Below are 22,288 nucleotides of genomic sequence, written 5' to 3'. Positions count from 1 at the left end.
AGGAATCGATTATGTGTACAACTTGTGGCTGCGGCGTTGGACAGACGCGCATTAACGGTCAATCGATGCCATCGCGGCATCGTTCAAATACCCGGCTTCACTATCGCCCGTCGCAATCCGCGCATGATCCTGCGCATGAGCAGGTATCTGCACCCGTAACAGCGGATCACGCAACAGATACACTGCATTTCGGCACCGGCATCGCGGGTACGCACGCGCCCGGTATGAGCCAATCCAGAATAGTTAAAATCGAGCGCGACATTCTGGCAAAAAATAACCAGTATGCCGCTGAAAATCGCCGGTATTTTGCCCAGCACGGCATTTTTGCGCTGAATCTGGTCTCGAGTCCGGGTTCCGGCAAAACCACAGTGCTCGTCAAAACGATCGAAATGCTGCGCGACCGTTTCCCGATTGCCGTGATTGAGGGCGATCAACAAACCGATCACGACGCCGCGCGAATCCGTGCAACCGGCGTTCCGGCATTGCAAATCAACACCGGCAAGGGCTGTCATCTGGATGCGCATATGATCGGCCAAGCTTTACAGCAAATGTCTATACTGGATAACAGCCTGTTATTCATCGAGAACGTCGGCAATCTGGTGTGCCCATCCGGTTTTGATTTGGGCGAAGCGCACAAAGTGGTGATTTTGTCCGCCACCGAAGGCGAAGACAAACCGCTGAAATATCCCGACATGTTCCATGCCGCCGATTTGATGCTGCTGAATAAATGCGATTTGCTGCCACACTTAACTTTCGATGTCGATTTGGCCATTGACTATGCGCACCGCATACATCCCGGATTACCCGTGCTGCAAATTTCCGCCACACTAGGCAGTGGCATGCAAGCGTGGATCGATTGGATTAGCGCGGGGTGCCATCGCGCTGCAGCAGCGAGCCAACTTCCGCAACACATCGATTCCACGCTTGGTTAATCCACACGGCACCACTATCGCGCTGGCTATTGGCGGCCCTTCCGTTCTAGCTTGCGGCGCCTGGCTGAAAAATACTATTTGTGTGACGCGAGGCAATAGCGCGCATATCTCCCCGCTGATTGGCGACTTGGCAACGGTGGAGGCTCGTGAGCAATTGGATCGAACCGTGCAGCGCCTGTGTCTGGATTATGCCATTCAGCCGGAAATCGTCACGCACGACCTGCACCCGGATTTTTACAGCACGCAATTTGCGCAAACTTACGCCGGACAGCGGCATATTCCCGTATTGGCCGTGCAACACCATCATGCCCACATCGCCGCCATTTGCGCCGAACACCAATTGACTCAACCGGTATTGGGTCTGGCGTTGGATGGCGTCGGTCTGGGAACGGATAACACACCTTGGGGCGGCGAGCTACTGTTGGCCGATGGCGCCCGTTTTGACCGGCTGGGACACCTGACGACCTTGGCTCTGCCAGGCGGCGACCGCGCCGCACAGGAGCCGTGGCGCATAGCTGCGGCGGCGTTATACCTTTTAAACCGCGGCGCTGAAATTACCCGGCGTTTCCCGGATCAACCGGCGGCTGCGACGGTTGCCACGATGCTGGCAAAAAACCTGAATTGCCCGCACACCTCCAGCATGGGGCGTTTATTTGACGCAGCGGCCGGATTACTGGGCGTCAACGCGATTCAATCGCACGAAGCGCAAGCCGCCATTCAATTGCAGCAACTTGCTGAAGAACATGGGAAAACCGCTGCACTGATGGACGGCTACCGCATCGGCACTGACAACAGGCTGGATTTCTCACCGTTACTGTCGGCACTGATCGATTGCCGTGATGCCGGACACGATGTTGCACACACCGCCGCGCTATTTCATGCCACTCTGATTGCCGGATTGGCGGCATGGATTGAACAGGCGGCCGAACAACATGCTATTTCGCATGTGGCGCTGGGGGGCGGGTGTTTTCATAACGCGATACTGCGGCACGGTTTGATCCGCCGTTTGACCGCATCGTCTCTGAAAATATTCAGCGCGCGGCAAATGCTGCCGGACGACAGCGCGATTGCGTTAGGCCAGGCATGGGTGGCATTGCAGCACAACCGGTTATAATGACGGTTTCTCACAACCGAAGGCTTTAGAATGAGCAACTATGTACAACGCTTTCTTCTGGAAAACCTGGATATCCGCGGTGCCATAGTACACCTCGATTCCGTCTGGCAGGCGATGTTAACCGGACGCAACTATCCGCAACCGGTAACCCGGCTGCTAGGCGAGATGAGCGCCGTCACCTTGCTGCTGGGTGAAAACCTCAAGCAAACCGGCCGGTTAACCATCCAATTGAGCGGCAATGGCCCGGTTTCGATGCTGGTTATCGATTGCACCGATACGCTGCAAATTCGCGGTATGGCAAAGCATGCAGAAAACATCGCGGCGCAACCTCTATCCGGACAGCTGGGTCACGGTCAATTGTTGATCACATTGGATATGCCATCGATGCGCGAGTGCTATCAAAGCATCGTACCGATTGATGGCAACAATATCGCCGAAATCTTTGAGCATTACTTCCGCCAGTCCGAGCAATTGCCTTCGCGTTTATTCCTGATTACCACGGATACTGCTATTTTTGGCTTGCTGCTGCAAAAACTGCCCAATGCCGATCAACAAGATCCCGATGGCTGGGCGCGCGCCGAAGCACTCGCGGCGACAGTGCATGACCATGCCCTATTCGATTTGACTACGGAAGAAATACTGACCCGTTTGTTTTATCAAGAAACCATCCGCATTTTCGATGCGCAAACCATCCAATACGGTTGCCGGGAAGATCCCGCCAAGATATACGCCATGCTCCGCTCGCTCGGGCGCGAGGAAGTCGATTCAATTCTGAAAGAATTCGGCGAAGTTGTCGTTAACGATGACATCTGTAACCGTGAGTACCGCTTGGATGCGATTGCCGTTGATGCGGTATTCCGCGAAGCAGGTTCAACGATTCATTGAGTTACAGTTTATATTTTGCTAGAACTCAGATATGCTCAATATATGCCGTCTTGTACTTCACATATTTTTCACATTTGCTAAGATATGATCGGCTCAAGAATATCCCCGGTGAGCAAACGGTTTCTTTCTTGTAAGAAGCGTGCCCGGGTTCACACGATGAAGTTAGGAGAATTATGATGGCACCACGAATAGCACATGTTGACGATGATTCCGATATCCGCGAAGCGGTTGAACGGATTCTTTGCAAAAATGGATATGAAGTTAGCAGTTATCTGTCCATGCAAGATTTTATCGATTCACTGGAAGATGAAAGCAAACGCCCTGATTTGGCAATTCTTGATGTAATGGTCGAATCCATGGATTCCGGTTTGACTACTTATGCAAAGATCCACAAGCGCTTTCCACAAATACAAACTATTTTCCTCACTTCCTTGGGCGATATGATCAGACCTTATTTTGAGGATGGCTCGCACGAATGGGTGTGTATCATGGAAAAACCTGTCGAACCCATTAGTTTACTGGCAACGATCAATGATCGGTTAAAGCATACGGGAGAGGCTGCCTAACTGGATTATGTGAAAATGGCAACAACTGAATTTTCCTGGGATAAATCCAATAGTCAAAATATTCTGCTTGAAATAAAAGGCGACAAACTCAAGCTCAGCGACGATGTATTAATCAGTAATATCCGCTGGTTCATTACTTTCCGCTGGGCATTGGTTGTCACATTGGTTTTCTTCGAAATCCTGATGCTGTCCGCGTCGAATGTCTTGACGCAATTTGGCATCAGCGAGCAGCAAAAATGGCCGGTTGCCATCATCATCATACTGGTAGTCGCTAATATTGCTTACATCTTTGCGTTAGACCGTTGCAAACCGGGTAGATACAACTCCCCCTCGATCAATTTATGGGTACAGATCATTGTTGATTTGATCTGTTTATCTGTCGTCGTACATTACATTGGCAGCACGACTACGCCGATTTCATTTTTCTATGTGCTGCATATTGCGCTTGCCTGCATCTTTTTTTCCACCCGTGAAAGCTTGTATGTCACCATTTTAGTGTGCCTCATGGATACGATAGTTATCATTGTCGATAACTTCCTGATCACGCAAACACCACTGTCCACACTGGTTAACAATCATCTGCTGTCGGAGAATGCGCGTAAAGATGGCGCAATGTTATGGATGTTTTTTCTCGATATCTTATTTTTTATCGTTTGGTATGTGGTTTCGAGACTTTCCTTGATTGTCCGAGCGCATGAACGTCACCTGCTGGATGCTTATAGGCAAATCAATCAGGCGCAAGTCGAAAAAGATCAATACGCCGTGCTCATGACACATCAGCTTAAATCGCCCCTCGACGCTATCCGCAGCAAGATCAATCTGATCAAGGGAGGATATTGCGGTGATGCCTCGGACGGTGTTAATGAAGCACTGGACAAGATCGATAGCCGCGCGCAAAGCATGTCGAGTTTGATTCTGGACTTGCTCAGGCTCGAGCGTTTGAAAGATACCTGTCTTAATACCGCAGTATTCGAAACCATTGACATCCAAACCACACTGCAAAAATGCCTCGAGAAATTAACACCCGTTGCCAATGCCAAGCATATTGCATTCAATCTATCGGTTGAGAATTTTTATTGCAAGGTCATTCCCGATCAACTGGAAATACTTCTGGAAAATATCATTACCAATGCGATTACCTATTCGCATGATAGTACAGCGGTAGAAATTACATCCGCCATCAGTCAGCGGGATCGAAGTGCTAGCATCACCATTACCGATCACGGCATAGGTATAGAGAATAAAGACTTACCCAACATATTCAACGAATATTTTTATTCACCCAGAGCGGCGTTGCATAACAAGGCAACCAGCGGAATCGGCTTGTCCATCGTAAGAATCGCGGCAGAAAATAATAAACTAAAAATCAAAGTGACCAGTGAACCCGGTGCGGGCACTTCGTTCACCATTATGTTTAACGATATCGAATTGCCCGATGACAATCATTAGGTGAAACTTCTGACGGCCTGCGGTTATCGGTACCAACCCTACCCCTATTGCTACTCATCGCAGTTATCCCGTCTCAATCCAATCTATTCGATTGTGCTGTGATGCCAGTAGCGCCGGTTTGATTGTCTCCAACTCTCAACCGACCAGCCATTACCGGCAAACCGCAACAAGATTGCGCCATCCCTATCGCTGCGCAGCAAGCGGCTGTTCAAGTTGAGATAACGTGTCATTACTTCTTCGCGCGGATGGCCATAACGATTCAGGTAGCCCGCCGTAAAAACTGTCACTGCCGGACTCACCTGCTGCACAAAATTCAGTGTTGAAGAGGATAGGCTGCCATGATGCGGCGCGATCAGCACGGTTGCCGGAAGCTTCTCACTGGCACGGTTAAGCAGCGCCAGTTCATCTTTACCTTCAATATCCGCCGGTAATAACACGCTGCCATGCAGCGATGTGATCTTTAGCACACAACTGTTTGAATTGATTTTGCGCTGTGGATTTGCATAATCCTCCGGCAATGGATGCAACAACTCAAAATGCACGCCGTCCCATTGCCATGACTGTCCGGCATGGCAATGATCGTGACGCTTTGCAATGCGCCGGATGGGATGCTGATCGTTCAAAGAAGACAACAACAACTCAACCGGTATTTCATTCATGACTGACAATGCGCCGCCGCTATGGTCTGTATCCGCGTGCGATACGATCATGGCGTCCAGTTTCCGCATACCCTCGCCACGCAAGAACGGCACAACAATGCGGCTGCCGCTATCGGTATCGCCAAAACCAGGTCCGGTATCGAACAACACCGTATGATGCGCAGTCCGCGCCACAACGGACAATCCCTGACCGACATCCAGGATCGTCAGCCATAATTCACCGTTTTTGGGTTGCACAGGCAATACCCAAAACATCGGCAATAACGCCACCATGCCCAGCCAGCGCGCCGGGAAACCTGCCAAGAATCCGCTTGCCAAACTGCCGGGCAACAGCATCCACAAAATCCCGCAAATTGCGGCCAGGATTGTCCACAGCGGTGGCGTATGCTGCTGCCATACAGCCTGTGGAAAATCACTCAGTGCGTGCAATAGCGTCATGACGAAGCTTAAAACTTCGTGCGCCAGCGGCAAAATAAAATCAAACAGCGGTATCACCGCCAGTAAAGTTAGCGGCACGACCACCAGACTTATCAGCGGAATGGCGATGGCATTGGCAAACGGCGATACCATTGGTACTTGCTGAAAGAAAACCAGCAACAACGGAATTAACCCCAGAGTGATCGCCCACTGAACCCGCAGCCAATCGATTAACCAGTGAACTCTGCCAATCCGCCCCACCGTTATCAGCATAATCAGTCCGATCGCGCCGAATGACAGCCAGAACCCGGGTGCCATGACGGCCCATGGATCGAGCAGAACCACCCAAAATAGCGCCCATGCGAGCACCATGGTTGGGGAAGATTGCCGCCCTCGCCACAATGCAATTGCCACAACGGCGAGCATGTAGAGCGTCCGCTGCGCGGGAATTGCAAAACCGGACAGAACCGCATAAACCAATGCCACAACCAGCCCAGCCGCAACAGCAGCGCGGCGCGCCGGTAAACGTAACGTCAAATAAGCCGACCGGCGCCATAACCAAAAAACCAGCGCAAAGACCATGCTGGAGATCATCGTGATATGCAATCCGGAAATCGCCATCAAATGATTGGTGCCGGTGCGGGTAAAAATTTGCCATTGATCGCGCGGGATAGCGTGTTGATCGCCCATAGCCAGGGCTTGCAATATACCTGCATACGGATAGCCGGATAAATGAGCGGCAAAGCGCTGCTGAATCTCCTCGCGAAAATGCTCAATCCAGTATTCCGGCCTTGAAACCATCGGCTGCAAAAGCTCATGATCAGCCGATGGGCGCACGTATCCAGTTGCACGGATATTGCGCTCCAATGCCCATACTTCATAATCAAAGCCATGCGGATTCATACTGCCATGCGGCTGCTTGAGCCGCACGGTAATACACCAGCGTTCCCCCGCATGCAGGACTGGCAGTTCCAATTTGCGCATTCCCGTTTGCCGCTCGTTGAACCAGGATAATAAAAGATGTTGAGGTACAACCGCACCGGGCGTGATCACTTGCTCTACATCGAAACGGAAGCGGATGCCGCGTTCATTGCTGTGCTGCACACTCGCCACTACACCGGTTATCTGTATATCCTTTCGTTCCCAGCTTGGCGGCAGGAAATCGGACAAACGCCACTGCGCCAAAGCCGCAGCCCAGAAAAACCCGATTCCCAGGAAAAGCAGACACAGTAATATTCTACGTGATGTGACCAATGTGCCCGATGCATAACTCGCAAGCCATCCGCTGACGGCCAGGATCGGTATTAAACCCCACGCCCAATCGATTGCGGGTAATTCAGTTTGCTGCTGCAGCAAACCCACCCCCAAAACAAAAGCCAGAATGTTTAATCGTACTGACAAACCGTTTCAACCTTCATCACGCGCAAATCAATGCTTAAAACACCCGTACGGCACCCGCAACTTTTACTGTAATCCCCAGTTCCTTCGTTTGTAGGATTTTTCTCATAAAATTATAGCGTTATGATTTGTAATAATTTGGTACTATAACATTATGTATTCTTAGCAGATGAAATACAGCTATGCTTGAATCACCGGACACAGCTCCAGCGTACGCGCAGGATGAGTAATAGGAGATAGTATGAAGCAAAGTGAAGAGCAAAGAAGAAAAGATGACGATATAAAATTCAGCAAAACCGAGCTGCTGAGCGAGTTGCAGACTTCTCACTTTGAACTGGAGATGCAGTACCGGGCGCTCAAAGATACACAGCAACAATTGAGTGAGTCTCACAGCCGCTTTGAAGATCTTTACGAATATGCACCGGTCGGTTACCTGACTTTAGACAAAACCGGACATATTTTATCGCTCAATCTCAGGGGTGCGAAATTACTCAACAACGACCGGGAATCGCTGATCGGCAAATCTTTCATGGAATGTTTTTTCGATATCAACAAGCAAGTTTTTACCGATTATTTACAGAAAGTTTTCGTTACCACAGGAAAAACCACAGTTGACCTGAAAATCAAGAACGCGGATGAGCATCTAAACTATCTCCGGCTGCAAAGCACAGTCATGTGCGATAGCAGCACTTGCCTCATGATCATGTCCGATATCAGCCAGCTCAAGAAAACCATCAATCTTAACCGCAACTTATTAAATGAAAACAGGCGGTTGATGAAAGAATTGTTTCAAGTGCAAGAAAAGGAACGGCGTTCGCTCGCACGTGAACTGCACGATGAGTTAGGCCAATGGCTTACGGTGATACGCATCGAGAATGAAGTTATCCTGAATAATGCTCCGGCCGATTCGGTGAGTTCTGCCAGTGCGCGCGCTATCCGCGACTGTACTCAGAAAATGAATGAAGTAATTCATGAAATGCTGCACAAATTGCGTCCCGTATTGCTGGATACGCTGGGATTGATCGATGCCTTACTGGAACTGAAACGGCAATGGAGCACGCACCACCCGCAGATCATTCTTGAATTCAAAGTCAACGGCGAACTGGATAAATTGCATGAATCGATCAATATCGCCATCTTTCGCATCATCCAAGAAGGTTTAAACAATATCTACAATCACTCCGAGGCCACCTGGGCACAAGTAACTCTCAGCCGGGAGAGCGATTTGGAGTGCACGGACGATTGCTTGCTGCTCACCATCGAAGACAACGGCAAAGGGTATAATATCAATCAACAATTTCGCGGATTAGGATTACTCGGTATGCGTGAGCGCGTCATTGCCATGGGCGGCACATTGTCGGTGCGCAGCGCATGCAATGAAGGCACGGAAATCACTATTAAACTGCCCATTGAACACTCAAATTATGACGAAACCAATCTCTATCCTGTTGATTGATGATCATCCCGTAGTGCGCACCGGCTACCGCCGGTTGCTGGAAAGTACACCCGATATCTGTGTCGTCGGGGAAGCCGACGACGGTGAGTCCGGCTACCAATACTACCTGGAATATCAACCGGATGTGACGATTCTGGATTTGAACATGCCGGGCATTGGCGGACTGGAAACTATCCGGCGCATCAAAGCCAGAGATCCCGCAGCACACGTCCTGGTATTCAGCATGCTGAATAATGTCACCATGGCGCAACGGTCATTGAAAGCCGGAGCCACCGGATTTCTCAGCAAACAAAGCGGCATTGGCGAAATGATTCAAGCGGTGCGGCAAGTAAACGCGGGGAGAATTTATATCGAGTCGGAGTTAGCCGCAACGCTGGCACTCAACGCAACGCGCAAGGACACCTGCGAAAACCCCCTGGATATGCTCACCAAGCGGGAATTTCAAATCTTCAAACTGATTGCGGAAGGAAATTCCAGCACGCAAATCGCGGAGAAACTCGCCATCAGCCCCAAAACCGTCGGCGTTCATCATGTTAACCTGATGCGAAAATTGCAATTGCAAAACACCACACAACTGATTCGCCTGGCGATTAACAATAACGTCATTCAAACATAAATGACAGCGTAACTTAGTTGACGTGCAATGGAAATAAGCATAATGCTTATTTTCTCAACCCGGCGCATCGATTAAGATGGCTTATCCGTAAGCAAGTCAAAGTTGCACCAAGCCATAGTCCCTCAATCAGGAGCAAAAATGACAAATATTTCCGCTGTTCTGGGTAATGAAAGCGAACTACTGCTCAATCATGTCTGCCGTACCCTACCGAAGCAAAACCTGCAGCTGCCCGGCGCCGATTTTGTCGATCGCGTCATGGCATTGAGCGACCGTAAACCCAGCGTACTGCGCAATCTGCAAGCGTTTTACAATCAAGGACGTTTAACGGGCACAGGTTATTTGTCATTGCTCCCCGTTGACCAGGGTGTCGAACACTCGGCCGGTGCTTCATTTGCCCCTAACCCCATGTTTTTTGATCCCAAGAACATTGTCGATCTGGCGATTGAAGGCGGCTGCAATGGTGTCGCATCCACACTGGGTGTGCTGGGTATCGTAGCGCGGCGCTATGCGCACAAAATTCCGATGATTCTTAAAATCAATCACAATGAGCTGCTGACTTATCCCAATAAATACGATCAAACACTTTTTGCCAGTATCAGTCAGGCTTTTGACATGGGCGCGTGCGCCGTGGGTGCGACTGTCTTTTTTGGTTCGGATGAATCCCGCCGTCAGATCGAGGAAGTTTCAGCCGCGTTTGAACATGCGCATAACCTGGGCATGGTCACCATTTTATGGGCTTATACCCGTAACGCTGCGTTTAAAACCGCCGAAAAGGATTATCACGTGAGCGCTGACTTGACCGGTCAAGCCAATCATTTGGCGGTAACCATCGGCGCTGACATCGTTAAGCAAAAAATGGCGACCAATAATGGCGGATACAACGCGATTAAATTCGGCAAAACACACCCTAAGGTATACAGTGAGCTGACAACGGAGCACCCGATCGATCTGGTGCGGTATCAAATTGCCAATTGCTACATGGGCCGGATCGGCATGATCAATTCCGGCGGTGAGTCCGGCAGCGATGATTTACAGCAGGCGATCCGCACTGCGGTCATCAACAAACGGGCGGGCGGGATGGGGTTAATCTCCGGGCGCAAGGCATTTCAGAAACCTTTTGCCGAAGGCGTCAAACTGCTTCATGCCATTCAGGATGTGTATTTATCCAACGAAGTCACCATTGCTTAGACAAGCTGCAATCACGGTTAGACAGCATACGGCCGTGCCATACAGCGCACGACCGGGAAAACAGAGTCATTATTTTCCGGATGCTTTAATCGCATCGAGATTAGCTTGCGCATCTTCATTTCCCTGTGCGGCCGCCTTTGTAAACCATTCGACCGCTTTTTTCTCGTCTCTGTCCACGCCCTCCCCGGTGAAATACATCGCCCCGAGGTTATTTTGCGCATCGACATGACCTTGTTCGGCAGCATTCTTAAACAGTTCAGCAGCCTGTTCCATGTCTTGCGGCACACCTTCGCCGTTTGCGTACATCAGTCCTAAATTAAACTGCGCATCGGCATAGCCTTGTTCGGCAGCTCGGAAAAACCAGCCGGCAGCCAATTCCGGATCAGTATTCAAGACTTGCCCGGATAAGGTCTTGGATACCGCTTCCCCGGTGTAGTACATAACACCCAAGCTGTTTTGCGCAGCCGGATCACCTGCTTTGGCATCGGCCATTAACGCTTTAAATTTCTCTTCGGCGGCTTTAACGTCACCGACACCGCCAGGCATGATCTGATCTCTTAATTCAGCTTTCTCTTCCTCGGTCAGCCCTTCGCTCATGATGGACGGAATTTCACCCAGTTTGGTGATCTCATTCAGCGGCGCGGATATTGAGCCCGCTTCTGATTTATCACCTTTCGGTTCACTACCGCAACCAGTAAGCGATGCAACAGTCGCAGCCAATAATAAAACAACCAGAACTTTCATCTGTAGTTTCCTTTATTCACGTAGTTTAACGATAACAACATCATGTGTTTTCAAATTCATTTTGCACCAGCTTTCACCAATAATTCAATAACCTCGCGATAGCGGTAACGATTGGCCAACGACAATGCAGTCGTGCCATTGCTTGCTTTCAGATTAGGGTTGGCGTTTGCCGCCAATAACGCATGCGTCGCGCTCAGATGACCATGTTGCGCGGCCAGCATGAGTGCTGTCGCACCATTTTCCAATTGATAATTGACATCGGCGCCGGCATTGATCAAAGTTTGAATGATCTGCCGGTAGCCTTGCTGCGCGGCCAGCATAAGCGCGGTCATGCCGTCAGGGCGCTTTGCGCTCACATCCGCCTTCGCCGCCAGCAATAAGTCAATGACTTTTCTACGGTCTTTCTCCGCAGCCATCATTAATGCCGTGCCATCTTCCGCAGCAGGCGCATTAACATCGGCACCGGCAGCCAGCAAGACCTCAACAGCCTGTTCACGGCCATCGCGAGCTGAGCGCATCAGCGGGGTATATTGATCATCCGCTCTTAAATTGACATCCACGCCCGCTTGTATAAATCGCTCGATTACAGTCGCATGACCTTTTCTAACCGCTGCCAGAAAAGCGGCATTGAGTTCCTCTTGTTCAATACGTTGCGAATCCAGTATCTTTTTTACCAGTGGAAAGTTGCCCTTGTCCGCGGCATTGACCAATTCGCTATCCACATTCGCTGACCAGACTTCAGTGGAAATAATGACCAGTAAAAAAATTATCCATCCTGCAAGTTTATTTTCAAAAAATCTCATCATGCAAAATTCCTTCCTATCCTCTTATTCACACAGAAAATTCTCAAATGATCACCGCAGTATCGCTTTCATAAAACCGGCTTCGCCGCTTTCAAATCAATAAACGCTGCGATTATACAGTTTAAGCCGCTTTCTTGCCTGCGCATCATGGCGGACTCGCCCAACCGCACATTCCACGACTCGTGGCAATATGCTATTCTCCTGCCGTATTCAGTACGCAGCAATCATGACCCGAACCGGGATGCATGGGCTGCCGCCGGGGTTCTAGGACGAAATATGGCATCCGGTCCATCAACTACACATTAATATTCTGCGAAAACTTCAAGAAACACTATGATCACCGATCATTACGACATCGTTATCATTGGCGGCGGACCGGTGGGCATGGCTTTGGCGCTTGCGCTGCAGGATACCGGCATTTCAAGTTTGCTGCTGGAAGCACGCGGCGTACCGGAAAAAGATGAAGATCCCCGCCCGCTGGCATTATCGCATGGCAGCCATTTAATCCTGCATCGTTTGGGTGTATGGAACAAGCTGGCAAAAAAAACACCGATCACGACAATTCATATTTCCAATCGCGGCAGCTTCGGTCAAACAGTTTTAACACCGGAGGATGCCGGTGTTCCGGCGTTAGGATTCGTGGTCAACTATCACGATCTTTTTTGCTCGATGCATCAACGCTTGACTGCCAGCACCGCCGGTTACATTGCCGGTGCGGCAGTCACCCGGTTAGAAACCACTGAAAATCTTGGCACGGTGTATTTTAATTACCAGGGAAAAGAACAGACAGTAACCGCTCAGCTGCTTGTTCTGGCCGATGGCGGCAAGCTGGCCCAGCAATTACCTGACATCGTCTATCAGACGCATGACTACCACCAATTCGCTGTGGTCGCCAATATCAAAGCGCAGAAAAAACAGACCGGTATTGCATATGAACGCTTTACTGCCGATGGCCCCGTTGCATTGCTGCCCAACGATGAGGATTTCGCACTGGTGTGGACGGTAAGCCCCGAAGCAGTGCAAGAAATCATCTCGTTAAGCGATCGTGATTTTCTGCTCCGCTTGCACCGGCATTTTGGCGATCGGCTTGGACAATTCACGCACGCCGGCAAAAGATCGGCATTCCCGCTTACACTGAAACACGCAATTTCCACTACTTCGCAACGCACGGCATTGATCGGCAATGCTGCTCAGACATTGCATCCCGTCGCCGGACAAGGATTTAATCTGGGACTGAGAGATGCATACGAATTAGCCTGCGAGGCCATCAATACTCAAAGCGCATCGCGGGAAATCGGCTCAGTAGCGATGCTGTCCGGCTACCGGCAAAAAAGACAAATGGATAGCAGCGGCGGGAGAATTTTTACCGATTCCCTCATTAAACTTTTTTCCAATGACAATGGAATACTCAAACATGCGTGCGGAATCGGTTTGAGCACACTGGATTGCATCCCGCCACTGAAACGATTTGTCGCCCGCCGCATGATATTCGGCGCGCGCGGATAATTTCATTCTCTATCCACTATCTGCCCGGCAAAACTAAAGCTATAATTCGCCACTATGCGCTGAATATTCCCATGCGGAGATTTTGACGCCAGTCATTTGGATTAAAGCTTCCCGGTAATCACTGCTTATTTAACCCACACACACCGCTTACATGCAAATTGGCACACACATCCTGAAAAACAAACTCATTGTCGCGCCGATGGCGGGAGTGACCGACCGCCCCTTCAGGCAATTATGCAAAACAATGGGTGCAGGCATGGCGGTATCAGAAATGGTGTCCAGCAATTCGTTGCTGTGGGGCTCCAAGAAAACGCAACGGCGCGCCGATCATGAAGGTGAAGTCTCGCCGATTTCCGTGCAAATTGCAGGCGCCGATCCGCAAATGCTAGCGGCGGCGGCGCGTTACAATGTGGATAATGGCGCCCAGATCATCGATATCAACATGGGCTGTCCGGCCAAAAAAATCTGCAACGTCATGGCCGGTTCCGCTTTATTGCAAGACGAACAATTAGTGGGAAAAATTCTCGATGCCGTGGTTAAAGCCGTGGATATTCCGGTAACGCTCAAAATACGCACCGGCTGGGATAAACAACACAAAAACGCCCTTTCCATTGCGCATATCGCTGAGAATTCGGGTATTCAAGCGCTCGCAATCCATGGCCGCACACGCGCGTGTGCGTACACCGGCACTGCGGAATACGACACCATCGCAGCGGTTAAAGCCGCCATTAAAATTCCTGTCATCGCCAATGGCGATATCACAACACCGGAAAAAGCCCGCCATATTCTTGCCTACACCAATGCAGACGCGATTATGATAGGCCGCGCCGCGCAAGGCAGACCATGGATATTCCGTGAAATCAATCACTATCTCGCCACCGGTCAACATTTACAAGCACCCGAAGTATCAGAAATTCACCATGTGCTCATTAATCATTTGCGTGATTTATATGAATTCTATGGCGAATACTCCGGTGTCCGCATCGCACGCAAGCATATCTCCTGGTATACCAAGGGACTCGTTGGATCTGCCAGCTTTCGTCAGTCAATGAATCAGTTACAAACCAGTGATCAGCAAATTTATGAAACCAATAAGTTTTTCTCTACATTAGCTGAGAAAGGTCAACGATTGAGTTATATCAAAGAGGGGGAGTAGTCAGTTTATGAATGCAATCAAGGAAAATGAAATTGCATCTTGCATACGCAAAGCTATCAGCGGATATCTCAATGACCTGGACGGGGAAAAACCATGCCATATTTACAATATGGTCATGCATAGCGTTGAAAAGCCTTTAATTGAAATCGCTATCCAATATACCAAAGGAAACCAGACTCAGGCCGCTGAGTTACTGGGGATAAACCGCAATACGCTACGTCAAAAAATGAAGCAATATCAAATTAAATGACCATTAAACACGCACTCATCAGTGTTTCGGACAAAACCGGAATTATAGAACTGGCGCAAAAATTGATTCAGAATGGCGTCACCATTCTGTCCACGGGCGGTACCGCCAAATTATTGCAACAAGCGGGAATCAACGTGATCGAGGTGGGCGACTATACCGGCTTTCCGGAAATGCTGGACGGCCGGGTCAAAACACTGCACCCGAAAATTCACGCCGGAATACTGGCGCGTAACGATTTACCCGATCATCAGCTGGCACTCGAGCAAGCATCGATTCCGGATATCGAATTGGTCATCGTGAATCTCTACCCCTTCAAGCAAACGATCGCAAACCCGGATTGCAGTTTTGAAGATGCCATTGAAAATATCGACATCGGTGGTCCTACCATGGTGCGCGCAGCCGCCAAAAATTACCGGAAAGTTGCCATTGTCACCGATCCCCGGGATTATTTACCGCTCAGTCAGGAGCTAGCGGAAAATATGGGTTCCATCAGCTTGGCCACGCGCTTCCAGCTGGCGCAGAAAGCGTTTACGCACACCGCTTCTTACGACAGCGCCATCAGCAACTATTTAACCGCACTGGACAGCGATTACCGGCACAAAGATTTTCCCGATTCACTGAATTTGAATTTCACTATTGCACAGCCTTTACGGTACGGCGAAAACCCGCATCAGAAAGCGGCTTTCTACCGGGACGAAACGATCACACCGGGCAGTCTGGCGAATTATCAACAACTACAAGGCAAAGAGCTCTCGTACAATAATATTGCCGATACCGACGCCGCGTGGGAATGTGTCAAGACTTTCGATAACCCCGCTTGCGTGATCGTCAAACACGCCAATCCATGCGGCATAGCCATTGCGGAAACCACGCTGCGCGCTTATCAGCTGGCGTTTGCAACCGACCCCGTTTCTGCCTTCGGCGGCATCATCGCATTTAACCGGAGCATCGGCAAAGACACCGCTGAAGCGATTCTAAAGCAATTCGTTGAAGTTATTATCGCACCTGAAATCACACCGGAAGCGCGGCAGCTTCTGGCACAGAAAAACAATATCCGGGTACTGGTTGTGCCGTTACAGGCGGGACACAATACGTACGACCTGAAGCGGATTGGCGGCGGTCTTCTGGTACAAACACCGGATATTCAAAACATCACTGCTGCCGATTTAAAAGTCGTCACGCAATTAAAACCAACACCGCAGCAACTGGGTGATCTGCTATTTGCCTGGCGCGCCGCGAAATTTGTTAAATCCAACGCGATTGTCTTTTGCCGCAATGGCCAGACGGTGGGCATCGGTGCCGGGCAAATGAGCCGTGTGGATAGCGCACGCATTGCATCCATAAAAGCACAGCAAGCAGGCTTAACGCTTACGGGTTCCGTTGTCGCATCGGATGCATTCTTCCCGTTCCGCGATGGTTTGGATGTGGTCGTTCAAGCCGGCGCTACAGCGGTCATTCAACCGGGCGGTAGTATCCGCGATCAGGAAGTGATTGCGGCGGCTGACGAGCAAGGGGTCACCATGGTATTTACTGGTGTCCGTCATTTCAGGCATTAGATACCCGCTATCATGAAACTATTAGTGATCGGCGGCGGTGGCAGAGAACATGCCTTAGCGTGGAAGTTAAGCCTTTCACCACGCGTGCACAAAGTATTTGTCGCGCCCGGCAATGCCGGTACCGCACTGGAACCCGGGTTGAAAAATATCCCGATAACTTCCATTTCCGAATTGATCGAGTTTGCAACGAAAGAATCGATTGCCATCACCGTAGTCGGCCCCGAGATTCCACTGGCCGCCGGTATCGTGGATGCATTCCGGGCGGCTGGTCTGAAAATCTTTGGCCCAACCCGGCAAGCCGCGCAGCTTGAAACTTCAAAAATCTTTGCCAAGGAATTCATGCAACGGCACCACATACCGACTGCTGCCTACGCAAGATTTACAGATCCGGAATTGGCGCATGCCTATATCGAACAGCACCCGGCCCCGCTTGTCATCAAAGCCGACGGTCTGGCAGCCGGAAAAGGCGTCGTCGTCGCACAATCGCAAGACGAAGCGCATTCCGCTGTGAATGCGTTGTTAGTGGAGAAGCACCTTGGCAGCGCGGGACAGGAAATCATTATCGAAGAATTTCTTCAAGGCACGGAAGTCAGCTTCATCGTTATAACCGATGGCAATCATATCGTTCCATTAGTGACCAGTCAGGACCATAAACGGCTTTATGACGGCGACCAAGGTCCCAATACCGGCGGAATGGGCGCTTACTCACCCGCTCCTTTTGTTTCCCCCAGCCTGCACGCGCATATCATGCGCAATATTATCGATCCGGTCATTAATGGGTTAAAACAAGATGGTATTCACTATACCGGCTTTCTTTATGCCGGTTTGATGATCACAGCCGGAGATCAGGCAAAAGTATTGGAATTCAATTGCCGCCTAGGCGATCCGGAAACACAGCCGATTATGCTGCGGTTGAAAAGTGATTTACTAGCGCTTATCGAGCATGCCGTTCATGGGACACTCGATCAAGCGGATATTGAATGGGACCGCCGTACCGCGCTCGGCGTTGTCATGGCGGCGCAGGGTTATCCGGAAAATCCGAGAAAGCATGATGTGATTTACGGTTTGCAAGATTTGATCACGGAACAGGAAAATACCGGCAACTTTCATATTTTTCATGCTGGAACGTCGTTGGGCGGAAAAAACGGAAATGAAATTGTGACAGCAGGCGGGCGCGTTTTATGCGTCACGGTATTGGGCGATAGTGTAAAGATGGCGCAACAGGCGGCTTATAAACTGGTTGAAAGCATCCGTTTTGATGGCGCTCAGGTTCGTCACGATATCGGCCATCAAGGCATAAACTACCAGCGCGGCACTAGCGAGAAGCGCGGCTAAGTAACTCTAGATATAATTAAATAGAGACAGTCCGGAAATTTTGATGTACGACTGCTGCGCAGCTTGAAGATACAGCTGCTGCCGCTGCAAATCGGACGTTGCTTGCGCAAAATCAACATCTTGCAGTTGTGAAAGCATTTGCTCAAATTGAATATTTTGATCACTGCCAACACTTTCCAAAGTATCGATCTCTTGTAACCGCGCTCCGATAGAAGCTTGTTTCGACAGCACATGCTCCAAACTGTTATTGATATTTTGTAAGGTTGATTTTAAATTGTTCGCCAGCCGGGTGCCGCCAGGTTGTCCGCTTGATGGTGTCTCCAATGCAGTAATCAAGTCTCCCACCGTTTTGAAAATGCTTTGATTGCTACTGGGAGACACTGTAAATTTATCGCCATTAGCCGGATTTCCTTTAATACTCAATTGCATTCCATCAAAACTGACTGTATTGTTGCTCACATAAGGATTAGCCGATGAAACCGTCGATCCTGTTGTGGTGTTAACGATATCGTATGTTGTAACGCCGGTTGCCGACACAGCAAATGTAATCTCATAATCGCCACCGGTAAGGCTCGAAGGTGTGAGTACCGATCCTCCATCAATCACACCACTCCCCATGTTTGACAAACTAGCGGCGGTAGCGAAAACACCGTTTCCGTTTTTAATGCGCTCAAAAACATCCGTGCCGGAATCACTGACTGCCAGTTGACGTGCAGGGCCGACTTGATTCAAGCGTTGCCCTTGATCTCCCACGTACTGTACAGCTAATCCTGTCTGTGCAAAAGGTTTGGTATTAGCTTGATATCCTGAGAATAAAAATTGCCCTTTTTCATCAGTTGTATTGGCCAAACCAACGAGTGACTCCAGTTTACTGCGCAACTCAGTAGCAAGTGTCTTTCTATCCGCATCGGTCAGCGTCGCGTTTCCCGCATACACAGTTGAGCTGTGCACATCCTGCAGGATGCCGTTCACTTGCCGCAGCACGTTTTCCTCCAGTTGAAGCGAGGAACCCGCACTGGATCGATTCACCGAATATTGCTCATTGAGTGCTGCCGATTGAGAAATATTTAAGACTTGCGCCGCTGAGATTGGATCGTCCGAGGGTGTTAAAATTCGCCGTCCGGTAGACAATTGTTGCTGCGTATTAATCAATTTCTCTTGCTGCTGGAGCATTAAATTAGTTCCAGTTTCGTAAATTGTGCCCGTACTCACTCGCATATCAAGTTACCTCTATCCTATTTTTCAACCGAAACGAAGAATTGAGTCAAATAAAGTACTGCTCATTTCAATGATTTTACTGGAAGCCTGATAAGCCTGTTGGAAGCGCAACAAATTTGCGGCTTCTTCGTCCAGGTTCACACCGGATACCGATTGAATAGATTGTTCAGTTTGCGCCAGCAAATTGGCTTGCGCTTTACTCGTTACTTCCAACTCGCGTGTTTTGTTACCAACCTGACTGACAAGTTGCCCATAAGCGGTCTGATAATTGGCTGTACCGTTCTCCAGTGTATTCGTTGCTTGCAATGCACCCAGCAACAACATATTACGATTATCGGCAACACCATTATTGTTAGGAGTGACTGTAAAGACATCCCCGGCAGCAGGACTACCGCTAATTTGAAATGTATAACCATTGAAACTGATATCAGTGCCTGCCGCATACAGCTGATTGGTCGCCGGCAATCCAGTACCGGTCCCTGTCACATCAAAATTTCCATTATACGGTGACTGGAACGTAATGGTGACCGGCTGCTGAAGATTGGAATCTAACGGTAACGGATTCACAATTCCGGCACTGATGGTGCCAGTACCTTTGTTGGTTGATGCGGCACTGGTCCGGTTAGGGCCTGCAGCAGCTATCTTTGTTGTGTCATTAATAGCGACTGCAATATCCTTTGCACCATTGATCGTAGGCTGGATGCGGAATCTTTCACTCGCCAGCATAGTGGCGTTTGTCACTGATATGCCGTCCAGTGTTAGCGGAAAACTGCTTGATGGTAAAGCCGACACGTTGTCGGATAATCGGGTCAATGTATAGTTTGTTCCATCGTAAGAAAGCTCGTAATCACTGGTTGTCAGCGCACTATAATCAGTGATTGCAGTCGAGATATTGGATGTTAAGCTATTGGTAGATGCAGAGATTACGTTAGGTACGGGTAACGCGAAGAAATTCGTTCCCATAGCGCCATTCAAATCCATACCGAGCTGATGTTGCGCATTGAAAGTCTGCGCCAATGTAAGCGCAACCCTTCCAAGCGAATTTTGTGCATTATCAAGCGTATTACTGCGAAAAGCAAAAATACCGCCTAAAGTACCGCCAGTGATCTGGTTCTCGGGAAGTTGAATAGTGCTGTTACCGTTAATCAATCCAATTGTTAAATTATTTGGACTATCAGGTGTTTTAATCGCTTCCAGGGAAAGGATTTGCGCACCAACCACCAGTGCCTGTCCATTACCGATATACACATTCAACGTACCATCGCTTTGACGCACTGTATCGGTATTCACTAACTTGTTTAATTGATTAATAAGTTGATCGCGTTGATCCAGCATATCGTTAGCAGGCTGCCCGCCAGCCGAACCTTCAGCCCATATTATCTGCTTATTAATCTCTCCAATCTGCTTGGCCAGTGAATTGATATGAACCACCGTGCTGGTAACTTGTGTATTAATCCCTTCCCTTATTTGCGACATGCGTTGATCCATACTATGAAAACGCGCAACTAAGGCATCGGCATTGCTCAGCATCGATTGGCGCGAGGGAATGACGCCCGGATTTGTGGCAACATCATGTATGGCACTGAAAAAATTTTGCAATGTGGGTGAAAGCCCGGATGTAGCCTCGGCAAACATATTGTCCAGCTGTTTTATCTCAGCGTAGTTGCTATCTAGTGACTGACTTTGTGTTTGTATCTGTAGCGACTGGGTCGTAAGAAACTGACTGTATATCCGTTGCACTGTGGAAGAATGAACGCCACGCCCGACAAACCCTGCACCGCCAGATTGCGGCGTATTTGTGCTGAGCAAGACTTGCTGACGATTAAAACCAGGCGTACCGGCATTGCTTATATTATGACTGGCCGTCAATAATTGGTTTTGCGCAGTGGCTAAACCAGAAACTGCAATATCAAGAATTCCATTTCCCATAATGTTCTTTCAGTTCTTGATCTTAAAAAATATACGATAATGGCAATATCGGCATACCGGCCAAAGAATTAAAGAAAAATTCTGCATCAAATAAATTCGCGATTCTGCAATTTCTCACTATTCAGAATACGTATTAATTTCTCTGCGTACATAGGATCAGTCGCATACCCTGCACGCTGAAGGCCATTGGCGAATGTCGCGGCATCCGTCGAATTCAATACTTTGGCATAGCGTGGGTTATCCATGAGCAACTTGGCATAATCATTGAATCCTTCAGCATATGAGCTATATGCACGAAATTTTTCAATCGCTTTCTGTGGCACACCATTGATATATTCAGTCGTTGTTTTTTCCACAATGTCCCCTTTCCAATTAGCACCGGCCTTGATGCCAAATAGATTATAGGTTGGACTATTATCCGCATGACGAATCTCATGTTTACCCCAGCCACTTTCCAGCGCAGCCTGCGCCAGCATGAAATTGGGTGGAATACCGGTTGATTCGGATGCGATTTTGGCATGAGGTAAAAGTTTATCGATAAAATTTCCCGATTGGCTGGATGCGCCTTTCTTCTGTACATCCGTCTGAATCGGTGCAGTGAGTCCCTCAATTACAGAATCGATTTTCCCTGCCGGCATCACCGCATTGGATGAAGTCCGCTGGACTGACCACAGTTGCCCCGATTTATCATTCGGATGCATACCTTCAACCAATGGCGCTTGCTGAATGGAGTTAATCGCTGACAGAATGGTATTTGTCTGCCCGATCGAAGTCTGTGGTTCGATCGATTTATTATTTCGGGATAGTTGCTGAACCATCATATCAGCAATACCAATTCCTTTGGTGGATATCTTTTGCGCAAGCTGCTGGTCATACATCTGGGTAAAAAACTGTGTTTGCTGACTATCAAATATCCCATCCTTAGGAGTCGCCTCGCGCATGCTTTTAAGCAGCATATTCATAAATAATGCCTCAAACTGTTGCGCAACTTTTTGTAACGCTTCGTCTGGATTTTTTTTGGCCATTAAATGCAAGTCATCAACACTTTTGGCATCAACGGCAAGTTTGCTTGAAATATCCGATGAAATAACCATTCTTAATATCCAGTAAG

At 49.1% G+C, this 22,288-nt stretch carries 19 protein-coding genes; 13 read left to right on the top strand and 6 right to left on the bottom strand.

Annotation, left to right across the window (positions count from 1 at the left end; translation table 11 throughout):
- Positions 1–11 precede the first annotated feature (11 nt).
- The 5 genes from hypB (at position 12) to ABD07_RS04400 (ending at position 4,946) form a co-directional block, all read left to right on the top strand.
- Positions 12–932, top strand: a complete 921-nt coding sequence (gene hypB, locus ABD07_RS04420; protein WP_160817287.1) for a hydrogenase nickel incorporation protein HypB — start codon at positions 12–14, stop codon at positions 930–932.
- Positions 835–2,046: a Kae1-like domain-containing protein gene (locus ABD07_RS04415; protein WP_160817286.1), complete on the top strand. Its 1,212-nt coding sequence runs from the start codon at positions 835–837 to the stop codon at positions 2,044–2,046. The genes hypB and ABD07_RS04415 overlap by 98 nt, the downstream gene beginning before the upstream one ends.
- A gap of 30 nt (positions 2,047–2,076) precedes the next feature.
- The gene (gene hslO / locus ABD07_RS04410) at positions 2,077–2,931 is read left to right on the top strand and encodes an Hsp33 family molecular chaperone HslO (RefSeq protein WP_108697745.1); all 855 of its coding nucleotides are present in this window, start codon (positions 2,077–2,079) and stop codon (positions 2,929–2,931) included.
- A 176-nt stretch (positions 2,932–3,107) separates the two neighbouring features.
- Positions 3,108–3,497: a response regulator gene (locus tag ABD07_RS04405; protein ID WP_108697746.1), complete on the top strand. Its 390-nt coding sequence runs from the start codon at positions 3,108–3,110 to the stop codon at positions 3,495–3,497.
- A 15-nt stretch (positions 3,498–3,512) separates the two neighbouring features.
- Positions 3,513–4,946, top strand: a complete 1,434-nt coding sequence (locus ABD07_RS04400) for a sensor histidine kinase (protein ID WP_160817285.1) — start codon at positions 3,513–3,515, stop codon at positions 4,944–4,946.
- Between the two features lie 83 nt (positions 4,947–5,029).
- Here the strand turns inward: ABD07_RS04400 and ABD07_RS04395 are convergent, their stop codons facing one another.
- Complete coding sequence (locus ABD07_RS04395; protein WP_160817284.1) at positions 5,030–7,423, bottom strand: DNA internalization-related competence protein ComEC/Rec2; 2,394 nt, start codon at positions 7,421–7,423, stop codon at positions 5,030–5,032.
- Positions 7,424–7,661: 238 nt separating this feature from the next.
- Here ABD07_RS04395 and ABD07_RS04390 point away from each other — a divergent pair, with 238 nt between their 5' ends.
- From ABD07_RS04390 to ABD07_RS04380, 3 genes are all read left to right on the top strand, one after another.
- Positions 7,662–8,876 carry an ATP-binding protein gene (locus tag ABD07_RS04390; protein ID WP_160817283.1) on the top strand — a complete coding sequence of 405 codons (1,215 nt, stop codon included), beginning with the start codon at positions 7,662–7,664 and terminating at the stop codon, positions 8,874–8,876.
- Positions 8,845–9,492: a response regulator gene (locus ABD07_RS04385; RefSeq protein WP_108697750.1), complete on the top strand. Its 648-nt coding sequence runs from the start codon at positions 8,845–8,847 to the stop codon at positions 9,490–9,492. Before ABD07_RS04390 ends, ABD07_RS04385 begins: the two co-directional genes overlap by 32 nt.
- 138 nt (positions 9,493–9,630) lie before the next feature.
- On the top strand, positions 9,631–10,680 hold the full coding sequence (locus tag ABD07_RS04380) for a class I fructose-bisphosphate aldolase (protein ID WP_108697751.1): 1,050 nt from the start codon (positions 9,631–9,633) through the stop codon (positions 10,678–10,680).
- Positions 10,681–10,749: 69 nt separating this feature from the next.
- Here the strand turns inward: ABD07_RS04380 and ABD07_RS04375 are convergent, their stop codons facing one another.
- Both ABD07_RS04375 and ABD07_RS04370 read right to left on the bottom strand, forming a co-directional pair.
- Positions 10,750–11,424 (bottom strand): tetratricopeptide repeat protein, encoded by a 675-nt coding sequence (locus ABD07_RS04375; RefSeq protein WP_160817282.1) that lies wholly within the window; start codon positions 11,422–11,424, stop codon positions 10,750–10,752.
- A gap of 56 nt (positions 11,425–11,480) precedes the next feature.
- Positions 11,481–12,230 (bottom strand): ankyrin repeat domain-containing protein, encoded by a 750-nt coding sequence (locus ABD07_RS04370; RefSeq protein ID WP_160817281.1) that lies wholly within the window; start codon positions 12,228–12,230, stop codon positions 11,481–11,483.
- Positions 12,231–12,560: 330 nt separating this feature from the next.
- Here ABD07_RS04370 and ABD07_RS04365 point away from each other — a divergent pair, with 330 nt between their 5' ends.
- From ABD07_RS04365 to purD, 5 genes are all read left to right on the top strand, one after another.
- Complete coding sequence (locus ABD07_RS04365; protein WP_160817280.1) at positions 12,561–13,733, top strand: FAD-dependent monooxygenase; 1,173 nt, start codon at positions 12,561–12,563, stop codon at positions 13,731–13,733.
- A 151-nt stretch (positions 13,734–13,884) separates the two neighbouring features.
- A complete protein-coding gene (dusB, locus tag ABD07_RS04360; RefSeq protein WP_160817279.1) occupies positions 13,885–14,889 on the top strand; it encodes a tRNA dihydrouridine synthase DusB in 1,005 nt (334 codons plus the stop codon).
- A 7-nt stretch (positions 14,890–14,896) separates the two neighbouring features.
- Positions 14,897–15,139, top strand: a complete 243-nt coding sequence (locus tag ABD07_RS04355) for a helix-turn-helix domain-containing protein (protein ID WP_108697756.1) — start codon at positions 14,897–14,899, stop codon at positions 15,137–15,139.
- Positions 15,136–16,695 carry a bifunctional phosphoribosylaminoimidazolecarboxamide formyltransferase/IMP cyclohydrolase gene (gene purH / locus ABD07_RS04350; RefSeq protein ID WP_160817278.1) on the top strand — a complete coding sequence of 520 codons (1,560 nt, stop codon included), beginning with the start codon at positions 15,136–15,138 and terminating at the stop codon, positions 16,693–16,695. Before ABD07_RS04355 ends, purH begins: the two co-directional genes overlap by 4 nt.
- Positions 16,696–16,707: 12 nt before the next feature.
- Positions 16,708–18,030, top strand: coding sequence for a phosphoribosylamine--glycine ligase (gene purD / locus ABD07_RS04345; RefSeq protein ID WP_160817277.1), 1,323 nt, complete (start codon positions 16,708–16,710; stop codon positions 18,028–18,030).
- Positions 18,031–18,036: 6 nt separating this feature from the next.
- On the opposite strand, the gene flgL is transcribed toward purD, so the two are convergent.
- The 3 genes from flgL to flgJ form a co-directional block, all read right to left on the bottom strand.
- A complete protein-coding gene (gene flgL, locus ABD07_RS04340) occupies positions 18,037–19,248 on the bottom strand; it encodes a flagellar hook-associated protein FlgL (RefSeq protein ID WP_160817276.1) in 1,212 nt (403 codons plus the stop codon).
- A gap of 24 nt (positions 19,249–19,272) precedes the next feature.
- Positions 19,273–21,177: a flagellar hook-associated protein FlgK gene (flgK, locus tag ABD07_RS04335; RefSeq protein WP_160817275.1), complete on the bottom strand. Its 1,905-nt coding sequence runs from the start codon at positions 21,175–21,177 to the stop codon at positions 19,273–19,275.
- An 86-nt stretch (positions 21,178–21,263) separates the two neighbouring features.
- Positions 21,264–22,271, bottom strand: a complete 1,008-nt coding sequence (gene flgJ, locus ABD07_RS04330; RefSeq protein WP_160817274.1) for a flagellar assembly peptidoglycan hydrolase FlgJ — start codon at positions 22,269–22,271, stop codon at positions 21,264–21,266.
- Positions 22,272–22,288 lie beyond the last annotated feature (17 nt).

The organism is Nitrosomonas oligotropha (genome assembly GCF_009833085.1).
GTDB classification, from domain to species: domain Bacteria; phylum Pseudomonadota; class Gammaproteobacteria; order Burkholderiales; family Nitrosomonadaceae; genus Nitrosomonas; species Nitrosomonas oligotropha.
This window is presented reverse-complemented; position numbering and strand designations above follow the sequence as displayed.